The organism is Hymenobacter sediminicola (assembly GCF_014250515.1).
In the GTDB taxonomy this organism is placed as follows: Bacteria; Bacteroidota; Bacteroidia; order Cytophagales; family Hymenobacteraceae; genus Hymenobacter; species Hymenobacter sediminicola.
This window is the reverse complement of sequence record NZ_CP060202.1, coordinates 3,612,411-3,629,587: the sequence shown is the minus strand read 5'-3', so window position 1 is coordinate 3,629,587 and position 17,177 is coordinate 3,612,411. Positions and strand designations below refer to the sequence as shown.

General features: G+C 57.6%; 16 protein-coding genes and 1 tRNA gene. 8 read left to right on the top strand and 9 right to left on the bottom strand.

From position 1 onward, the window contains the following. Positions 1–23: 23 nt before the first annotated feature. A complete protein-coding gene (locus tag H4317_RS15545; protein WP_185887486.1) occupies positions 24–833 on the top strand; it encodes a TrmH family RNA methyltransferase in 810 nt (269 codons plus the stop codon). Between the two features lie 118 nt (positions 834–951). Here the strand turns inward: H4317_RS15545 and nagA are convergent, their stop codons facing one another. Next, a complete protein-coding gene (gene nagA, locus H4317_RS15540; RefSeq protein WP_185887485.1) occupies positions 952–2,073 on the bottom strand; it encodes an N-acetylglucosamine-6-phosphate deacetylase in 1,122 nt (373 codons plus the stop codon). Between the two features lie 155 nt (positions 2,074–2,228). On the opposite strand from nagA, the gene H4317_RS15535 reads away from it, so the two are divergent. Further along, on the top strand, positions 2,229–2,504 hold the full coding sequence (locus H4317_RS15535; RefSeq protein ID WP_185887484.1) for an acylphosphatase: 276 nt from the start codon (positions 2,229–2,231) through the stop codon (positions 2,502–2,504). Between the two features lie 13 nt (positions 2,505–2,517). On the opposite strand, the gene H4317_RS15530 is transcribed toward H4317_RS15535, so the two are convergent. Further along, positions 2,518–3,267, bottom strand: a complete 750-nt coding sequence (locus H4317_RS15530; RefSeq protein WP_185887483.1) for a YqjF family protein — start codon at positions 3,265–3,267, stop codon at positions 2,518–2,520. Positions 3,268–3,397: 130 nt separating this feature from the next. After that, complete coding sequence (typA, locus tag H4317_RS15525; RefSeq protein ID WP_185887482.1) at positions 3,398–5,206, bottom strand: translational GTPase TypA; 1,809 nt, start codon at positions 5,204–5,206, stop codon at positions 3,398–3,400. A gap of 255 nt (positions 5,207–5,461) precedes the next feature. Here typA and msrB point away from each other — a divergent pair, with 255 nt between their 5' ends. Together msrB and H4317_RS15515 are read left to right on the top strand one after the other, a co-directional pair. Next, positions 5,462–6,037 (top strand): peptide-methionine (R)-S-oxide reductase MsrB, encoded by a 576-nt coding sequence (msrB, locus tag H4317_RS15520; protein WP_185887481.1) that lies wholly within the window; start codon positions 5,462–5,464, stop codon positions 6,035–6,037. 149 nt (positions 6,038–6,186) lie between these two features. Next, positions 6,187–6,543 carry a hypothetical protein gene (locus tag H4317_RS15515; RefSeq protein WP_185887480.1) on the top strand — a complete coding sequence of 119 codons (357 nt, stop codon included), beginning with the start codon at positions 6,187–6,189 and terminating at the stop codon, positions 6,541–6,543. Between the two features lie 90 nt (positions 6,544–6,633). On the opposite strand, the gene H4317_RS15510 is transcribed toward H4317_RS15515, so the two are convergent. Beyond that, complete coding sequence (locus H4317_RS15510) at positions 6,634–7,326, bottom strand: hypothetical protein (RefSeq protein ID WP_185887479.1); 693 nt, start codon at positions 7,324–7,326, stop codon at positions 6,634–6,636. Positions 7,327–7,495: 169 nt separating this feature from the next. Between H4317_RS15510 and metG the strand changes: the two genes are divergently transcribed. After that, the gene (gene metG, locus H4317_RS15505; protein ID WP_185887478.1) at positions 7,496–9,544 is read left to right on the top strand and encodes a methionine--tRNA ligase; all 2,049 of its coding nucleotides are present in this window, start codon (positions 7,496–7,498) and stop codon (positions 9,542–9,544) included. A gap of 298 nt (positions 9,545–9,842) precedes the next feature. On the opposite strand, the gene pth is transcribed toward metG, so the two are convergent. From pth to H4317_RS15485, 4 genes are all read right to left on the bottom strand, one after another. Further along, positions 9,843–10,409, bottom strand: coding sequence for an aminoacyl-tRNA hydrolase (gene pth / locus H4317_RS15500; RefSeq protein ID WP_185887477.1), 567 nt, complete (start codon positions 10,407–10,409; stop codon positions 9,843–9,845). Between the two features lie 194 nt (positions 10,410–10,603). Further along, on the bottom strand, positions 10,604–11,176 hold the full coding sequence (locus tag H4317_RS15495) for a 50S ribosomal protein L25/general stress protein Ctc (protein WP_185887476.1): 573 nt from the start codon (positions 11,174–11,176) through the stop codon (positions 10,604–10,606). A gap of 199 nt (positions 11,177–11,375) precedes the next feature. Further along, on the bottom strand, positions 11,376–12,305 hold the full coding sequence (locus tag H4317_RS15490; RefSeq protein WP_185887475.1) for a ribose-phosphate pyrophosphokinase: 930 nt from the start codon (positions 12,303–12,305) through the stop codon (positions 11,376–11,378). A gap of 90 nt (positions 12,306–12,395) precedes the next feature. Continuing rightward, positions 12,396–12,468 (bottom strand) — tRNA-Gln (locus H4317_RS15485). Positions 12,469–12,745: 277 nt separating this feature from the next. Between H4317_RS15485 and atpD the strand changes: the two genes are divergently transcribed. The 3 genes from atpD (at position 12,746) to H4317_RS15470 (ending at position 15,839) form a co-directional block, all read left to right on the top strand. After that, a complete protein-coding gene (atpD, locus tag H4317_RS15480; RefSeq protein WP_185887474.1) occupies positions 12,746–14,251 on the top strand; it encodes a F0F1 ATP synthase subunit beta in 1,506 nt (501 codons plus the stop codon). A 78-nt stretch (positions 14,252–14,329) separates the two neighbouring features. Beyond that, complete coding sequence (gene atpC, locus H4317_RS15475; protein ID WP_185887473.1) at positions 14,330–14,569, top strand: ATP synthase F1 subunit epsilon; 240 nt, start codon at positions 14,330–14,332, stop codon at positions 14,567–14,569. Positions 14,570–14,711: 142 nt separating this feature from the next. Beyond that, on the top strand, positions 14,712–15,839 hold the full coding sequence (locus H4317_RS15470; protein ID WP_185887472.1) for a trans-sulfuration enzyme family protein: 1,128 nt from the start codon (positions 14,712–14,714) through the stop codon (positions 15,837–15,839). A gap of 104 nt (positions 15,840–15,943) precedes the next feature. Here H4317_RS15470 and H4317_RS15465 read toward each other — a convergent pair whose 3' ends face one another. Continuing rightward, positions 15,944–17,098, bottom strand: a complete 1,155-nt coding sequence (locus H4317_RS15465; protein WP_185887471.1) for a DegT/DnrJ/EryC1/StrS family aminotransferase — start codon at positions 17,096–17,098, stop codon at positions 15,944–15,946. Positions 17,099–17,177 lie beyond the last annotated feature (79 nt).

The following is a 17,177-nucleotide window of genomic DNA, read 5'->3' as shown; positions in this document are numbered from 1 at the left end:
CCGCCTCCAGTTCTACGCCCTGTATGCCCGCCCCAGATCCTATTACCTCGCCCCAGAATCCGCGCATCAAGAATCTGCTCAAGCTTCAGCAAAAATCGTCGGAGCGGCGCGAGCAGGGCCTCACCATCATCGAAGGCCACCGTGAACTGACTATTGCGCATGGCGCGGGCGTACCCATCACGGCACTGTTTGTGTGCCCGGAATTAGCGGGTGAGGTGCGCCAACGAGAGCTGCAGGCGTTGTTTGGCAGCCGTCAGCCCGAGTGGTTCGAGGTGTCGAAGGCCGTGTTTGAGAAAGTAGCATACCGTGAAGGCTCCGACGGGGTGCTGGCCCTGGCAAAGCCGCCACGCCACACGCTGGCCGGGTTAGAACTGCCGGCCGCGCCCTTGCTACTGGTGCTGGAAGCCGTGGAAAAGCCGGGCAACCTGGGCGCCATTCTGCGAACTGCTGATGCCGCGCAGGCTACAGCCGTCATCGTCTGCGACCCGCGTACTGACCTCTACAATCCCAATGCCATTCGCTCCAGTATCGGCTGCATTTTCACGGTGCCTACTGTTGCTACCACCCGCGACGAGCTGCTGGCCTGGTGCCAGCAGCACGGCATCCGCACCTATGCGGCGGCCCTCACCGAACGGGCAGTGCCCTATACCACCTGCGACTTTCGTGGCCCTACCGCTCTGGTGATGGGCACCGAAGCCGACGGCCTTACGCCGGAGCTCATGCAGGCCTGCGACCAGACTATCATCATTCCCATGCGCGGCGCCATCGACTCACTCAACGTCAGTACCGCCACCGCCATTCTCACGTTTGAGGCCGTGCGCCAGCGTGGGTAGCACGTAGAAGCTGCGGCTTTTGAGGCTGCAGAATGCGCATGGTTGGTACTGCTGAGTCTAGTGTTGCCAGCCGAGCATGGAGTAAGACCTCGTTACGGCTGCCGCCACAACATATTAGCTACTCATGCCAGATTAGCTCGCCTGCCCGGGCGGTGGCCACGGCGTTCAGTTCGTCGTCAAACAGCCAGAAGTCGGCCGCATAGCCAGTTTTTAGCTGGCCTAGTTGCCCATCGAGGCCCAGTACGCGGGCCGGGTATAGTGAAGCCATTCGCAACGCTTCGGCCAGCGGGATGCCGGCGTACTGTACGCAGTTGCGCACCGCTTGGGGCAGCGTGAGGGCCGAGCCGGCCAGCGTGCCCTGCGCATCCACGAAGTGGTTGGCTTGGCGTCGGAACCGGTAGGCGCCCTGCTCACTTTCCGTCACGGCGTCCGTAATCAAAAACAGCCGCTCCCGCATGAGTTTGTGGCTGATGCGCACCGAGGCAAAGTCACAATGCACACCGTCGGCAATGATGCTGGCGCTGGCCGACTCCGCATCGTATACTGCACCCACCAGCCCCGGCTCGCGCCCCTGCAGCCCTGACATGGCATTGAACAAGTGAGTGGCGGCCTGAAATCCGCCGTTGAAACCAGCCATTGCCTGCGCATACGTGGCATTGGAGTGTCCGGCCGATAGCACCACACCGGCTTCACGCAAGCGGGTCGCTACTGCCGGCGGTGTGCACTCAGGCGCCAGCGTCATCATGCGCAGCACGCCGTCGGCCAGCGCCAGCAGCTCGTCTATTTCCGCTACCGTGGGCGTTTTGATGAACTCAGCCTGATGCGCGCCTTTCTTGAGTGGATTGAGGTAAGGCCCTTCCAGATGAATGCCCAGCAAACCCGGCAATAGCCGACACTCCCGGCCAACATCAAGCGCGGCCCGCATCATCGGCCAGGCATTGGTAGGCATAGTGGCCAGCACACCTGTGGTACCGTGCCGGAAGGCATGAGCCGTGAGGGTTTGCAGTGCCTGCTGATCGGGCTGCACCGAAAACAGGCGGCCGTTGGCGCCATACACCTGCAAATCGAGCAGGCCGGGGGCAAGGTGCAGGCCGCGTCCGTCTATAGCTGCTACATTGGTTGGAGCCTGAGTGTCGGGCACTACGCCGCCGATTTGCCCCGTATCGGTGATGAGCAGCGTGTGCTGGGTGAGCACCTCGGTGCCGGTATACAGGGTGCAGTTGTGCAGGCGGTAGCGCATGAGCAGTCAGTCCAAATCGGCCAAGATTCCCGCAAGATCGGGCGAGTTCCTCGAACCACCCGGCATCGTAGCAGCATTCCGCACCGTATCGGGTTGTGGTAGCTGGCCCCACTGGGCACTGATAACTACCTGCCTTTTGCTCAAAAAACGTTTCTATGGCTGCTCAACACCGCACTTTTCTTATCTATGGCCACGTGCAGGGCATGTTTTTCCGACAGTCGGCGCAAGAGCAGGCCCGGCAGCTGGGCCTTAGTGGCTATGCCCGCAACAACCCCAACGACACCGTTACCATTGAGGCAGAAGGCCTTATAGAAGCACTTGATGCTCTGCACGACTGGTGCCACCACGGCCCGCCCGCTGCGCGCGTAACCAAAGTGGAAGTAACTGCCGGGCCAATGCAGCATTATACCGCGTTTGAGGTGCGTCGGTAGCCGCTTCGGAATTTCAGACGCGGCGCAGCTCCTGCACCTGCACGTCCAGCGGATCGGCGGCGTAGAGCAGCGGCGGCCCCAGCGGGGTGGGCAGGCCGTGGCTTTCTACCAGCGTCGAGTCCCATTCGTGCAGCGTGGCTTCCCGCAGCGTCCAGGGCTCGTGCCACAGGCGGCCGCGCCACAACTCAGGCCTTCGTATGCTCTGCTGTAGGTCGGCGCCAGCCGTATACAAATTGTACCGCTCCGTGAGAAAATACGCCAGCGTACCCGGCTGGGCTAGCGGCAACGCGGCGCCCGGCGTCCAAGTGGCCGCGAAAGTGGCAGGAGCTATGCCCCGGTGGGTGCGCTCGGCCACCGCCCGTAGCGTGCCCGCCGTTTCCTTCAGGCTGATGCGGGCGTGCAGATACGGCAAATGAAACAACGTGCGGGCCGCCCATACGCCTAGCGGCTGGGTCGCATCCAAGGAGAGAAACCATACGCCCGGCACGCCATCGAGCGTGGCATAGGTTCGTACGTTCAACTCGTGCAAGGCGCTTAGGCCTGGCACAGGGGGCAGCCCCAGCGGCCGGATGTGGCTCATGGTAAATGGCACCACGCCCAACCATGCCTGCCCCTCAAACGTGTCTACTTCCAGCCGGGCCGGCAGATAGGGGCGAAGCAGCTCTGGTGACACGGGCCAATGCGCAAACAGCAAGTTGCTCCAGCGCTGGCGCATCAGGTGCAGGCGGCGAGCAGCAACAGGCGAAGCAGGAAAATCAGACATGTACGGATCCGTTCCAGAAGTGCGAACTAAGCTGATAACAGAAAGAACCCGCAGAAGCTTGCTGTTACGAACAATAAAAAAGGGGACGCAGCCATTGGCTACGTCCCCTTTTAACTCTTTCGACTAAAACTTAGTCTACTTTCTTGGCCGAACGCAGACGCTCGTTCTCGTCAAGCAGAATCTTACGCATCCGCACCGATTTCGGAGTTACTTCCAGGTACTCATCCTTCTGGATGTATTCCATGGCCTCTTCTAGCGAAAACTGACGCTTAGGTACGATTTTCACGTTGTCATCCGTGCCCGAAGCACGCATGTTTGTGAGCTTCTTGCCTTTCTGGATGTTGATGGTCAAGTCGTTCGGGCGGGTGTGCTCACCGATAACCTGGCCGGCGTACACCTCTTCGCCTGGATCAACGAAGAACTCGCCACGGTCCTGCATCTTGTCGATGGTGTACGCAGTGCCAGCACCCGTATCCATCGAAATCAGCGAACCGGAGATACGGCCGGGAATAACGCCTTTGTACGGCTCGTACGAAGCGAAACGGTGGTTCATGATGGCCTCACCAGCGGTGGCGGTCAGCACGTTGTTACGCAAACCAATCAGGCCACGCGCCGGAATGTTGAACTCCAGGTGCTGCAGGTCGCCCTTTGGCTCCATGATGGTCAGCTCACCTTTGCGCATCGTCACCAGTTCGATAACCTTGCCGGCAGTTTCCTCCGGTACGTCTACTACCAAGTGCTCGATAGGCTCGGTGCGGTTGCCGTTATCGTCTTCACGGAACAGAACTTGCGGCTGGCCTACCTGCAGTTCAAAGCCTTCGCGACGCATGGTTTCGATGAGAACAGACAAGTGCAGAATACCACGGCCGTACACGAGGAACGTGTCTTCCTTATCGGTTTCCTTAACGCGCAGCGCCAGGTTTTTCTCGGTTTCCTTGAACAGACGGTCACGCAAGTGACGTGAGGTAACAAACTTACCTTCCTTGCCGAAGAACGGCGAGTTGTTAATGGTGAACAACATGTTCATCGTCGGCTCGTCGATGCTGATAACCGCCAGACCTTCGGGGTTTTCAGCATCAGCCAGCGTGTCGCCGATATCAAAGCCTTCGATGCCGGTTACGGCGCAAATTTCGCCGGAGCTAACCTGCGAAACCTTAGTGCGGCCCAAGCCTTCGAACACCTGCAGTTCTTTAATTTTCACCTTTTTGATAGTGCCGTCACGCTTCACCAGGCTCATGTTAGCGCCTTCTTTCAGCGTGCCGCGGTGTACGCGGCCAATGGCGATACGGCCCACGAACGACGAGTAGTCGAGCGAAGTAACCTGCATCTGAGGCGAACCATCCAAGGTAGGAGCAGCCGGAATAGAAGCCACCACGGCATCAAGCAATGGGATGATGCTGTCAGTTTTTACTTTCCAGTCGGTGCTCATCCAGCCCTGCTTCGAAGAGCCGTACAGCGTTACGAAGTCCAGCTGGTCTTCCGAAGCGCCTAGGTTGAACATGAGGTCGAACACCTGCTCGTGCACCTCATCGGGGCGGCAGTTTTCTTTGTCAACTTTGTTGACTACCACAATCGGCTTCAGGCCCAGGTCAATGGCTTTGCCCAGTACGAAGCGGGTCTGGGGCATGGCGCCTTCGAAGGCATCAACGAGCAGCAATACGCCGTCGGCCATCTTCAGGACCCGCTCCACCTCGCCGCCGAAGTCGGCGTGACCAGGGGTGTCGATGATGTTGATTTTAACGTCTTTGTACCGTACCGATACGTTCTTGGAGACGATGGTGATGCCCCGCTCACGTTCCAGGTCATTGTTGTCCAAAATCAGGTCGTCGAACTGCTGGTGCTCGTCGAACAGCTTGGAGGCGTGAATGATCTTGTCCACGAGCGTAGTCTTGCCGTGGTCAACGTGGGCGATGATGGCGATATTCCGAATGTTCTGCATACAAAGGTTTTTCCGGGCGCAAAGGTACGGAATGTTTAGCGCAAAAACCCGCACTAAGGAATTGTTACTGAGAGAGGAAGAAACGGCGGGCAGGAAGCAAGACAACTCCTTGGGCTGCTGCGGTTCCCGTAAGTGCCAGCAAACAACTTTCGTCGGGCACAAGGCCGAACTACCTCACGGCATCGTATGTTGTTTCAAAGCAGCTCGTAAGCTAGTAAGGGCTGCTTTTTGTTATTACTTCTCTTCCCTTCTGACATGCGCTTCCCCTTTCTGATTCTGTTCCTGTCGGCTGTGACACTGAACTCTGCCTGCTCGCAGAAAAAAAGCAACCGCGACGCAAAAATGGACCTTGCGGATTCTCCCCGTCCGGTCACGGCCCCTTCAGCCGCCGCCAAGGTGTACCCCAAGCCAAAACCGGTAACCGGCAAACCCGACGAGTTTCCGGTGCGCAAAACCGACGCGCAGTGGAAGGCGCAGCTCACCCCAGCGCAGTATTTTATTCTGCGCCAGCAAGGCACCGAGCGGCCTTTCGTGAACAAATACGCCAACAACCACGAGAAAGGAAATTACTACTGCGCCGCCGACCACAACCTGCTGTTCTCCTCCGAAACTAAGTTCGAGTCAGGCACTGGCTGGCCTAGCTTCTGGGCGCCAGCAACCGACAGCAGCCTCAAAGTAACTGCCGACAATACGTTGGGTATGAGCCGCGACGAACTAGTGTGCGCCAAGTGTGGTGGTCACCTTGGCCACGTCTTCGACGACGGCCCTAAGCCCACCGGCCAGCGCTACTGCATGGATTCCGATGGTATGGTCTTCGAGAAGGCGAAATAACGTTGATTGGTAGTTTGAAGCAGCCCATTGACAAGCAAAATCAGTGCGACCCGCGCGGCCTTTAAGTCTGGTGGTCTTCAACCTCGCAGCAGCTTAGCTCGTTGTAGAGAAGCAGCGTCAGCTTCGGCGCTGTTTGCTACGCTATTCCGATGAGAACCACTTCTGCCCGTTTGTCTATCGGGGCCTGTCTGCTAAGTACAGCCATGCTGCTGAGTAGCTGCTTCACTTCACAGGAAAGCTCCAATGAAGCAGGCCGCCCTACCGCGCTACCTGCCACTATCCAGACCGATGCCGACCGGCAAGCGGCCTATAATAGCGGGGCTGGGTATGGAGGCTCCGTACCAGATGCTACGCCGGGACGGGTGCCGGTAGGGGAGCAGGCCAGCGGTATCAACTCCCGCAAACGGCCCGAGAGCCTCAATACCAACGACCCCAATACCACCACACCCGAAACCCGTCTGCGCCGTCTCAACGGCGCGCCGACTGATACATTACCCCGGCCGTAAAGCACTGCTGATTAATTTCAGTACAGAAAATGCCCGGTAACCTTCACAGGTACCGGGCATTTTCTGTACTGAAATTAATCAGTTGGCTGGCTAATTATTGCTATCAGAGTTGCCTTCTCCGCCTGCTGCCTGTGAGTTAGAAGCAGATGACGCTTGCTTTTTCGCGGCAGCTGGGCGTGAGCGGCTAGGAGCTGCGGGTTTGGCAGCCGGCCGGATTGCTGCGGGCTTAGGTGCATTGGGTGTGCTACTACGAGCTGCTGCCGGCCTAGTAGCTGCTGGCTTAGCGGCCGGCCGTGCCGGACGGGCAGGTGACGGGACCGTACGAGTTGGTGCTGGTTTAGAAGCCGGTTCAGCACCCAAGTCAACGGAAATGCTGTCTGAGCCCGCAACAGTGCCGTTCTCGTGGTGCCGTACAATCGTGTGCAGCGCCTGTTCGAACAAATGCTCCATGTCGGTGTCAAGGCGCTGCGTAGCATCCTTTACCACTTCTTTCAGCTTCGCTTTGGCCTCCTTGCGGATGCGCTTCACCAGTTCGTTGATGTGGTTGTCCAGCTCTTTCTGTAGCTGCTTCGCAGCTGATTTAAGAACCTTCTTCTGGCTAGATTTTTTGGCGGAATTGCTGTCAGAAATACTGGCTGATGCTTTCTGCGCAGCTTTAGCCGCTTTGCGTTGAGTCTTTTCAGCGGGGTCTTTCTCTCGGGCAGCTTTCTTCTCCTTCTTAGGACTTTTCTCTTGGTCAGAATTTTTCATGGCTTGAGGTATTAGGGTAGAGAGTGCTAGCACGTAATACGCAAAACTCCGCAGTAGGCTGCTTAAATATAGCAGTATTTATAGGCTGGATTGTTAAGAATAAGCTCCCACGGCACCTTTCCTCTTTTTACTCGTTCCTTTGCACTCCCGTTGGCCGCCCGGCCCCGGCTTTCTTTCGATTTAGTTGCTTTCTGCCCACGATATGGCTTCTTCCCTTCCCAAACGCTACACCGTCACGGCCGCACTGCCCTACGCCAATGGCCCTGTACACATCGGCCACCTGGCCGGCGTGTACCTGCCCGCCGACATCTATGTGCGCTACCTGCGCGCCCAGCAGCGCGACGTGAAATTCATCTGCGGCTCCGATGAGCACGGCGTACCCATCACCATCCGGGCCCAGAAGGAGGGCGTCACGCCCCAGCAGGTAGTCGATAAATACCACGCCATTATCCGCGACTCATTCCAGGATTTCGGCGTGTCGTTCGATATCTACTCCCGCACGTCCTCCAAAACGCACGCTGAAGTAGCCAGCGGATTTTTCAAGAAGCTTTACGAGGAAGGCAAGTTCATCGAGCAGACTTCCGAGCAGTATTATGATGAGAAGGCCGACCAGTTTCTGGCCGACCGCTACATCGTGGGTACCTGCCCCAACTGCGGCAACGAAAACGCCTACGGCGACCAGTGCGAGAAGTGCGGCACCTCGCTCAGCCCTACCGAGCTGATCAACCCGCGCTCCATGCTGAGCGGCAACCACCCCGTGCTGCGCGAAACCAAGCACTGGTACCTGCCGCTGGACCAGTACGAGCCCTGGCTGCGTGAGTGGATTGTGGAAGGCCATAAGCAGGACTGGAAAGCCAACGTATACGGCCAGTGCAAATCGTGGATTGACCAGGGCCTGCACCCCCGCGCCGTAACCCGCGACCTGGACTGGGGCGTGCCCGTGCCGGTAGCCGGCGCTGAGGGCAAGGTGCTGTATGTGTGGTTCGATGCGCCCATCGGCTACATCTCGGCCACCAAGGATCTGCTGCCCGACACTTGGGAAACCTACTGGAAAGACCCCGAAACCAAGCTGGTGCACTTCATCGGCAAGGACAATATCGTGTTCCACTGCATCATCTTCCCCACGATGCTCAAGGCCCACGGCGACTATATCCTGCCCGATAACGTGCCCGCCAACGAGTTCCTCAATCTGGAAGGCGACAAAATCAGCACGAGCCGCAACTGGGCCGTGTGGCTGCACGAGTACCTGCAGGATTTCCCCGGTCAGGCCGATGTGCTGCGCTACGTACTCTGCGCCAACGCTCCTGAAACTAAGGACAACGACTTCACCTGGAAGGACTTCCAGGCCCGCAATAACAACGAGCTGGTAGCTAACCTCGGCAACTTCGTGAACCGGGCCGTGGTGCTCACCCACAAGTTCTTCGAAGGCAAAGTGCCCGCCGCCGTTGGCTTCACCACCGAGGACGAGGACGTGCTGCGCCAGCTGCAGGAGTTCCCGGCCCGCATCGGGGAGCTGATTGACAACTACCGCTTCCGCGACGCCCTGAACGAGCTGATGAACCTCTCGCGCCTGGGCAACAAGTACCTGGCCGACCAGGAGCCCTGGAAGCTCATCAAAACCGATGAGGCCCGCACCGGCACTGTGCTGCACGTGTCGCTGCAGCTGGCCGCCGCGCTGGTTACGCTGCTGGAGCCCTTCCTGCCCGAAGCCGCTGCCCGCTTGGGCCGGATGCTCAACACCGAGAAAGGCACCTGGCCCCAGGCCGGCCGCCCCGACGCGCTGCCCGCCGGCCACCAACTGGCCGAAGCCGCCCTGCTGTTCACCAAAATCGAGGACGCCACCGTGGAAGCCCAGGTGCAGAAGCTGCTCGACACCAAGAAAGCCAACGAGCTGGCCGCCGCCGTATCGGCCCCCGCGAAAGAGGATGTGAGCTTCGAGCAGTTCCAGCAGATGGACCTGCGCATCGGCACCATCGTGGCCGCCGAGAAGGTCGCCAAAACCAAAAAGCTACTTAAACTGAGCGTAGACCTCGGTTTCGACGAGCCGCGCACCATCGTGTCGGGCATTGCCGAGCACTTCCTGCCCGAGGCCCTCATCGGCCAGCAGGTGCAGGTGCTGCTCAACCTCGCCCCCCGCGAAATCAAAGGCATCCAAAGCCAGGGCATGCTCCTGATGGCCGAAAACGCGGATGGTGTACTGTCGTTGATGCAGCCAAGCAGTGCCGTGCGCCCCGGTTCCGGCGTGGCGTAATTTAGAAGCAAAATGGTTGAAGCATTCTTTCTAGCAATATTGTTGTCCTGGGGTTTATTGATGATTCTATCACTCAATAAGCTTGCAAGCACGATTGCGAAAGAGAAGGAATATCCATCATTCTTACGTAAGACAGTACGCTCTTTCGATCCTAGCGGTAATTTAATCAGATGGCTATTTGCTGTAACATTGGGGTTGACAGTTATGGCAATTATCATCTCCTAGATACAATAAGTCAATGAAAAAGGCCTCGTGTTAACGAGGCCTTTTTCATTGACTTATTGTATCTAGGAGATGTTTACTTCACGTTCACCACGTTCATAGTCCGCTCCACGCCCAGCGCACCGAAAGCCAGCACCGCTTCAGCGGCTTTTTCCAGGCGGGCTTCCAGCTCGATGTTTTCATCGGCGGAGAATGGGCTGAGCACGTAGTCCACCTGCCGTCCCTTGGAGAAGCTGGAGTCGATGCCGAAGCGCAGGCGGGCGTATTCGTCGGAGCCCAGGGTTTCCTGGATGTGCTTGAGGCCGTTCTGGCCGCCGGCCGAGCCCTTGGCTTTCAGGCGCAGCTTGCCGAAGGGTAGGGCCAGATCATCCGTCACGACGAGCATTTGCTCTTTGGTCAGCTTGAGCGTGCTCAGCCAGTGGGCCGCCGCCTTGCCGCTCAGGTTCATGTACGTGGTCGGTTTGGCCAGCACGTAGGTATGGCCCTTGTGCTTAATTTCGGTAGTAAAGGCGTGGCGGCCCAAAGCCCAGGGTGCGGCATCGTACTTGCGGGCCAGGTAGTCGCCCACCATAAAGCCCACGTTGTGGCGCGTATCGGCATATTCCGGCCCGATGTTGCCCAGGCACAGCACAAGAAACTTCATAGAGTTGCGGATTTAAGCAGATTGTTCGGCTTGCAGGAAGGCAAGCAGTTCGGGTGCATTATGATGCACTAACAAACGGCAAGACCTCCTACACCAATAAAAAAGCCGCCCTGCAAGCAGGACGGCTTTTCCGGCAGCGGATTGACTCAGGCACGAAATCCGTGTAATCCGAGAAATCCGTCTGAATGGCTGATTTATTTGTCGGCCGACATCTGGCCTTTCAGTGCACGTGGGATGGCCACGGTAGCAATAGGAGCCTGCTCGCTGGTCAGGATGGTGTAGTTGTTCGGAACAACTTTGCTCACCTTGATCGACTTGCCAAGGCCCAGGTCCGAAATGTCTACTTCCACGTAGTCGGGCAGGTTCTCAGGCGAAGCCTTCACTTTCAGCTTACGCAGCTTGCTCACGAGCTTGCCACCAGCCAGTACGCCCGGCGAAACACCGATGTACTTTACCGGAATGTCCATTTTCACTTCTTTGCCTTCCTGCAGTTCCAGAAAGTCAACGTGCAGCAGCATCTCGTTCACGGGGTGGAACTGAGCGTCCTGTACGATAGCGCGGTAGTGCGTGCCTTCCACGTTTAGGTCCACGATGTGAACTTCGGGGGTATACAGCAATTCGCGGAAAAGGATAGCGGGGGCAGAGAAGTGAACCTGCTCCGTGCCGCCGTACAGTACGCAAGGTACATACGACTCCAGGCGCAGCGCCTTAGCGTCCTTCTTACCGAGATTCGCTCTTTTAAACCCTACAATCTCGAGGCTTTTCATAAAAGTGTGCTTTTGAGGAAAAAACGCTTGCCCAAAGCAGGCAAACGGGCCGCAAAGATAGGCGGATTGTTTGGGACTTAAAAGCCCGCTGTCATCCTGAGTGCAGCGAAGGACCTAATCACGTTTGAACGACCGTTTTGCAACGACTCACTCTACGCTGATAAGGTCCTTCGCTGCACTCAGGATGACAGACAACCGGCTACACAAACAGCGAGCTAATCGACTCGTGCGACACCACGTTGCGGATGGCCGAAGCGAAGAGCGGCGCCAGGGAAATAACCTTGATTTTGTGGTTCTCCTCCTTCAAAGGCAGCGTATCCGTAATTACCAACTCCTCCAGGGCCGAATTGCGGATTCGCTCGTGCGCCGGGCCGGAAAGCACACCGTGCGTAATAACGGCGCGTACCGATTTGGCCCCGCGCTCCATCAGCAATTCAGCGGCTTTGCAGATGGTGCCGGCCGTGTCCACGATGTCGTCTACCAGTACCACGTTCATGCCCGTTACGTCGCCGATGACTTGCATGGAGGCTATTTCATTAGCCCGCAAGCGCATTTTGTCGCAGACCACAATTTCGGCCCCGAATTTCTTGGCGAAGGCCCGGGTCCGCACCACGCCGCCCACGTCAGGCGAAGCGAAAATTAGGTTGTCGAGGTTCAGGCTCTTGATATATGGTGCTGTAACAGTGGCGCCATCGAGGTGGTCTACCGGAATATCGTAGAAGCCCTGAATCTGGCCGGCGTGCAAGTCGCAGGTCATCAGACGGTCGGTGCCCACGCTCTGAACTATGTTGGCCACCACTTTGGCTCCGATGCTCACGCGCGGCTTGTCCTTACGGTCCTGGCGGGCATAGCCCATATAGGGCATCACAATATTCACCTTGTAAGCAGAGGCACGCTTGGCGGCATCCACCATCAAGGCCAGCTCCATTAGGTTTTCGGCCGGCGGGTTTGTGCTCTGAATCAGGAACACGGCGCAGCCCCGCACGCTTTCATTGAAGCTGGGCCCCAGCTCCGTATCGGCGAAGCGCTGAATGCTCAGGTCGCCGAGCGGCTGGCCGAAGGCTTCGGCGATTTTCATACCCAGTTCGTGGGAAGCATTGCCCGCGAAAATCTTTACCTGCTGTGACATGGGGTAGGGGAAGGAAGGAAAATAAAAAAGCGAAAGGCGCCGACTCTTCCAGAGGAGGAAGAATCAGCGCCTTTCGCTTTACTCAGTCGGTTGTCCGACCAGGGCTCGAACCTGGACTTTCTTGAATCAAAATCAAGCGTGTTGCCAGTTACACCATCGGACAATTTCCCATTCGCTTTCCGTTGCCGGTGTTCCGTTTGGGTGTGCAAATGTACTACGGCTTTTATTTAAGGCAAACTTTACCCGAAAAATTTTTTCAGAAATTTTGGCCTCCTTAGCCCGGCAAGGGCCTTTTACGGGGCCTGAGTGCCTGATTTTCAGGGAAAGAAGCAGCCATATTCTCAGCAGAAACTTTCCTGACGGCCTGACTTTGGCAAAGCGGGGATTAAGCCGTAGTTTTGCGCCCTGAAAAGTTGCATCCCATCCATACATAAAACGTAATGGCGAATACCGGCAAAATCACCCAGGTTATCGGTCCCGTTGTGGACGTGAGCTTCGCGGGTGAAGGCTCCAAGCTCCCCAACATTCTCGACGCTCTTGAAGTCGTGAAAGACAACGGCCAGGTAGTTATCCTGGAGTGCCAGCAGCACCTGGGCGAAGACCGGGTCCGCACCATCGCCATGGACTCGACCGAGGGCCTGACCCGCGGTGCTGTAGTACGTGACCTGGGCGCGCCCATCTCCATGCCTACCGGCGACAGCATCAAAGGCCGTCTGTTCAACGTAATCGGTCATGCCATCGACGGCATTCCGCAGCCGACGAGCACCACGCGTCTGCCGATTCACCGTCAGGCTCCGGCTTTCGAAGAACTGGCAACTTCTTCGGAAGTGTTCTTCACCGGCATTAAAGTAATTGACCTGCTTGCTCCTTATGTAAAGGGTGGCAAAATTGGTCTGTTCGGTGGTGCCGGCGTAGGCAAAACCGTATTGATTCAGGAACTGATCAACAACGTAGCCAAGGCCTACTCGGGTCTGTCGGTGTTTGCTGGTGTAGGTGAGCGCACCCGCGAAGGCAATGACCTGTTGCGCGAATTCATTGAGGCCAACATCATTCGCTACGGCGAGGAGTTCAAGCACTCGATGGAGGAAGGCGGCTGGGATTTGAGCAAAGTAGACATGGCCGAGATGGAGAAGTCGCAGGCGACTCTCGTGTTCGGCCAAATGAACGAGCCTCCCGGAGCCCGTGCTCGTGTGGCCCTGTCGGGTCTGACGATTGCCGAAAGCTTCCGTGATGGTGACGGCACCGGCGCTGGCCGCGACATCCTGTTCTTCATCGACAACATCTTCCGCTTCACCCAAGCTGGTTCCGAAGTATCGGCTCTGTTGGGTCGGATGCCGTCGGCCGTAGGGTATCAGCCCACGCTGGCTACCGAAATGGGTGCCATGCAGGAGCGCATTACTTCTACCAAGCGTGGTTCTATCACGTCGGTACAGGCCGTGTATGTGCCTGCCGATGACTTGACTGACCCGGCCCCGGCCAACACCTTTGCTCACTTGGATGCCACCACGGTATTGAGCCGCAAAATCGCCGAGCTGGGCATCTACCCAGCCGTTGACCCGCTGGACTCCACCTCGCGCATTCTGTCGGTAGAAGTACTGGGCGAAGAGCACTACAACACCGCTCAGCGCGTGAAGGAGATTCTGCAGCGCTACAAAGAACTGCAGGACATCATCGCCATCCTGGGTATGGATGAACTCTCCGAAGAGGACAAGCAGGTAGTAAACCGCGCCCGCCGCGTGCAGCGCTTCCTGTCGCAGCCCTTCTTCGTAGCCGAGCAGTTCACGGGCCTGAAAGGTGTACTCGTTGACATCAAGGATACCATCCGCGGCTTCAACGAAATCATCGACGGCAAGCATGACCACCTGCCGGAAGCTGCTTTCAACTTGGTAGGCAACATCGAAGATGCTGTAGCCAAAGGTGAGAAGCTGGTAGCCGAAGCCAAGTAATTGGTTGTTGATTGCCGGAGGCTGATTGTTGATCAGTCAGCCTCCGGCAATCAGCTCTTTACAATAACAACCAAGCATATGCATCTGGAAATCATCACGCCGGACCGGAAAGTATTTGAAGGCGAGGTTACGTCGGCCCAGTTTCCGGGTACCGATGGTCTGTTTGAGGTTCTCAACAACCACGCTCCACTGATTTCGGCGCTGAAAGAAGGAAACGTCGTGCTGAACGGCGGCGCTACTACTTTCCACATTGATGGCGGCGTGGTAGAAGTGCTGCGCAACAACGTAATCGTGCTGGCCGAAGGCGCTTCGGCGTAACTCGGTTTCAGCTTGAAATGAAAAGCCTTTCCTTTACAGGAGAGGCTTTTTGTTTTCCTATTCCGTGGGCTGTACTGCAGCCTGATTGCCTTCCGCTTTGTCTATTGGCCTCTTATTACCGGCGACTGTCTAGCTTTGCTTCATGGAAATTCACCCCAAGATTACCCCGATCTATCAGACGTCTGTTTTCAAGTTTGAGGATCTGAATGAGCTGGAGCTATACTTTGGGGAGCCGGGCAGCCGCTACTTGTACTCGCGCAACGGCAACCCCAATTCTGATGAACTAGCGGAGGCCGTGAACCGGCTGGAAGGTGGGGCGGGGGCCATTGCCACGGGCTCGGGCATGGCGGCCATTTTCGCGGCGCTGCTGGCCTGCTGCCGCGCCGGCGACCATGTGCTGTGTGCGGCGGATATCTACGGCGGCTCGTCGTCGTTGCTGAACAATGAGCTGAGCCGAATGGGTATTTCAGTAACGTACGTGCCGTTTGAGCAGCTCTACGACCTGCGGCAGTTCGTGCAGCCCACCACGCGCCTGCTGCTGGCCGAAACCATGAGCAACCCCTTGTTGCGTGTGGCTGACCTACGCCGGCTGGCGGCCGAATGCCACCAACTGGGCCTGAAACTGGTGGTAGATAACACGTTTGCAACGCCTGTTATTACGCAGCCGCTGGCACTGGGCGTAGATATCGTGCTGCACAGCGTCACGAAATACATTGCGGGCCACTCTGATGTGACGGCCGGCGCTGTAGTAGCTTCCGATGCAGAAACGGCGGCCCGGCTCAAGCAGATTGGCGTACTCTACGGCCTCACGCTGAGCCCGATGGAAAGCTGGTTGGCCATGCGTGGCTTAAAAACCCTGCGCCTGCGCATGCGTGAGCACAGCCACAATGCGCTAGCCGTAGCGGAATTTCTGCGGGAGCAGACCGGCGTGCGCGCTGTGTATTACCCAGGCCTGCCCGACCACCCGCAGCACGCGCTGGCGCGGGAGCAGGGAAAGGAGCTTTTTGGCGGAATGATGTCCGTACTGCTGGCCGGTGATGAAGCGGTAGTTAACCGCTTCATGCAGCGGAGCAAGCGGTTCCCGTTTGCGCCTTCGCTGGCTGGCGTCGACTCGTCCCTGTCGTATCCGCTGGGCACTTCGCACCGCTACCTGACACCGGAGCAGCAGGCCGATCTGGGCATTACGATAGGGTTGGTACGGCTTTCAGTTGGAATTGAGCCGATTGAGGAGTTGCTGGCGGACCTGCAGCAGGCGCTTGCTGATGAGTAATTATATACTGACTCAGGAAGCTTTGAACTAACCAGGATGACTTTTGTGCCAGGAGTACTGCTAATTGAACTTTATGTACTTGTGGAAATGAGTTTGTGCCTATTTTAGTTGTAGGAAGCAGTTGCCATTTCTTTCACTGCATCCGCAACTCGCTTCAAATCAGTATCTGTCATAGCAGTACCGGAAGGCAGGCACAATCCCTGCTCAAACAAATTGGTACAAACCGCGCCGCCATACATGGGAGCAGCAGCAAAAAGCGGCTGTAGGTGCAGTGGCTTCCAGAGCGGGCGGCTTTCGATGTTGTGGGTTTCGAGGTGCAGGCGCAACTGTTCGGGCGTAACAGCGGTTTCGGACGGGCGCAGCAGCACACAGGTGAGCCAGCGGTTGGAGCGTCCCCCGGCCGGTTCGGTAGGGCCAAACGACAAGCCGGGAAGGCCGTTCAGGTGCTCCTGGTACCAGTTGTAGATTTCGCGGCGGCGCTTCACCCGGTCTTCCAGCAGCTCCATCTGGCCGCGCCCGATGCCAGCCAGTAGGTTACTGAGGCGGTAGTTGTAGCCTATTTCGGAATGCTGGTAATACGGTGCCGGGTCTTTGGCCTGCGTGGCCCAGAAACGGGCTTTCTTGTCCCAGTCAGCGTTGTTGGTCACCAGAGCCCCGCCGCCGCTGGTCGTCAGGATTTTGTTGCCGTTGAAAGAGAATACCCCGACTGCTCCGAAAGTGCCCAGCGGCTGTCCGTCGTAGCGGCTGCCCAGCGCTTCAGCTGCATCTTCGAGTAGCGGAATATCGAACTCAGCCGCAATGGCCAGGATTTCGCGCAGCTTGCAGGGCATCCCGTACAGGTGCACGATGATCAGGGCTTTAGGCCGCTGGCCGCGCCGGATACGGTCCTCTATGGCTTCGCGCAGCCGCACGGGGCACAGATTCCAGGTTTCAGCCTCACTGTCGATAAAAACCGGGCTGGCTCCCAGATAAACGATGGGGTTGGCGGTAGCTACGAACGTAAACGAAGGGCAGAGGACTTCGTCGCCGGGACCAACGCCAAGCAGCTTCAGCCCCAGATGAATAGCCGCGGTACCGGACGTAAGGGCGACGCAGTGTGCCGCGCCGGTAAACTCGCAGATGTCGCGCTCAAACCCCGTGAGGTTAGGGCCGGCCGGCGCCACCCAGTTGTCCTCGATGGCCTTGTGCAGGTAGTTCAGCTCGTGGCGGCCGAGGTGCGGGGGAGAAAGATAGATTCGGTCGTGGTCCTGGCTGCGCATAGGGCAAAGGTAGCAGCGGCCGAAGCCGGAACATGCTGCCGGCGCTTCTGCTCAAAAGCCGGCTGTAAAAAAGAAGAAG

Excerpts from the sequence above, each read along its gene's own strand:
- H4317_RS15545 (WP_185887486.1), top strand. The coding sequence starts at position 24 with ATGCCCGCCCCAGATCCTATTACCTCGCCCCAGAATCCGCGCATCAAG.
- nagA (WP_185887485.1), bottom strand. The coding sequence starts at position 2,073 with ATGCGCTACCGCCTGCACAACTGCACCCTGTATACCGGCACCGAGGTG.
- H4317_RS15535 (WP_185887484.1), top strand. The coding sequence starts at position 2,229 with ATGGCTGCTCAACACCGCACTTTTCTTATCTATGGCCACGTGCAGGGC.
- H4317_RS15530 (WP_185887483.1), bottom strand. The coding sequence starts at position 3,267 with ATGTCTGATTTTCCTGCTTCGCCTGTTGCTGCTCGCCGCCTGCACCTG.
- typA (WP_185887482.1), bottom strand. The coding sequence starts at position 5,206 with ATGCAGAACATTCGGAATATCGCCATCATCGCCCACGTTGACCACGGC.
- msrB (WP_185887481.1), top strand. The coding sequence starts at position 5,462 with ATGCGCTTCCCCTTTCTGATTCTGTTCCTGTCGGCTGTGACACTGAAC.
- H4317_RS15515 (WP_185887480.1), top strand. The coding sequence starts at position 6,187 with ATGAGAACCACTTCTGCCCGTTTGTCTATCGGGGCCTGTCTGCTAAGT.
- metG (WP_185887478.1), top strand. The coding sequence starts at position 7,496 with ATGGCTTCTTCCCTTCCCAAACGCTACACCGTCACGGCCGCACTGCCC.
- pth (WP_185887477.1), bottom strand. The coding sequence starts at position 10,409 with ATGAAGTTTCTTGTGCTGTGCCTGGGCAACATCGGGCCGGAATATGCC.
- H4317_RS15495 (WP_185887476.1), bottom strand. The coding sequence starts at position 11,176 with ATGAAAAGCCTCGAGATTGTAGGGTTTAAAAGAGCGAATCTCGGTAAG.
- H4317_RS15490 (WP_185887475.1), bottom strand. The coding sequence starts at position 12,305 with ATGTCACAGCAGGTAAAGATTTTCGCGGGCAATGCTTCCCACGAACTG.
- atpD (WP_185887474.1), top strand. The coding sequence starts at position 12,746 with ATGGCGAATACCGGCAAAATCACCCAGGTTATCGGTCCCGTTGTGGAC.
- atpC (WP_185887473.1), top strand. The coding sequence starts at position 14,330 with ATGCATCTGGAAATCATCACGCCGGACCGGAAAGTATTTGAAGGCGAG.
- H4317_RS15470 (WP_185887472.1), top strand. The coding sequence starts at position 14,712 with ATGGAAATTCACCCCAAGATTACCCCGATCTATCAGACGTCTGTTTTC.
- H4317_RS15465 (WP_185887471.1), bottom strand. The coding sequence starts at position 17,098 with ATGCGCAGCCAGGACCACGACCGAATCTATCTTTCTCCCCCGCACCTC.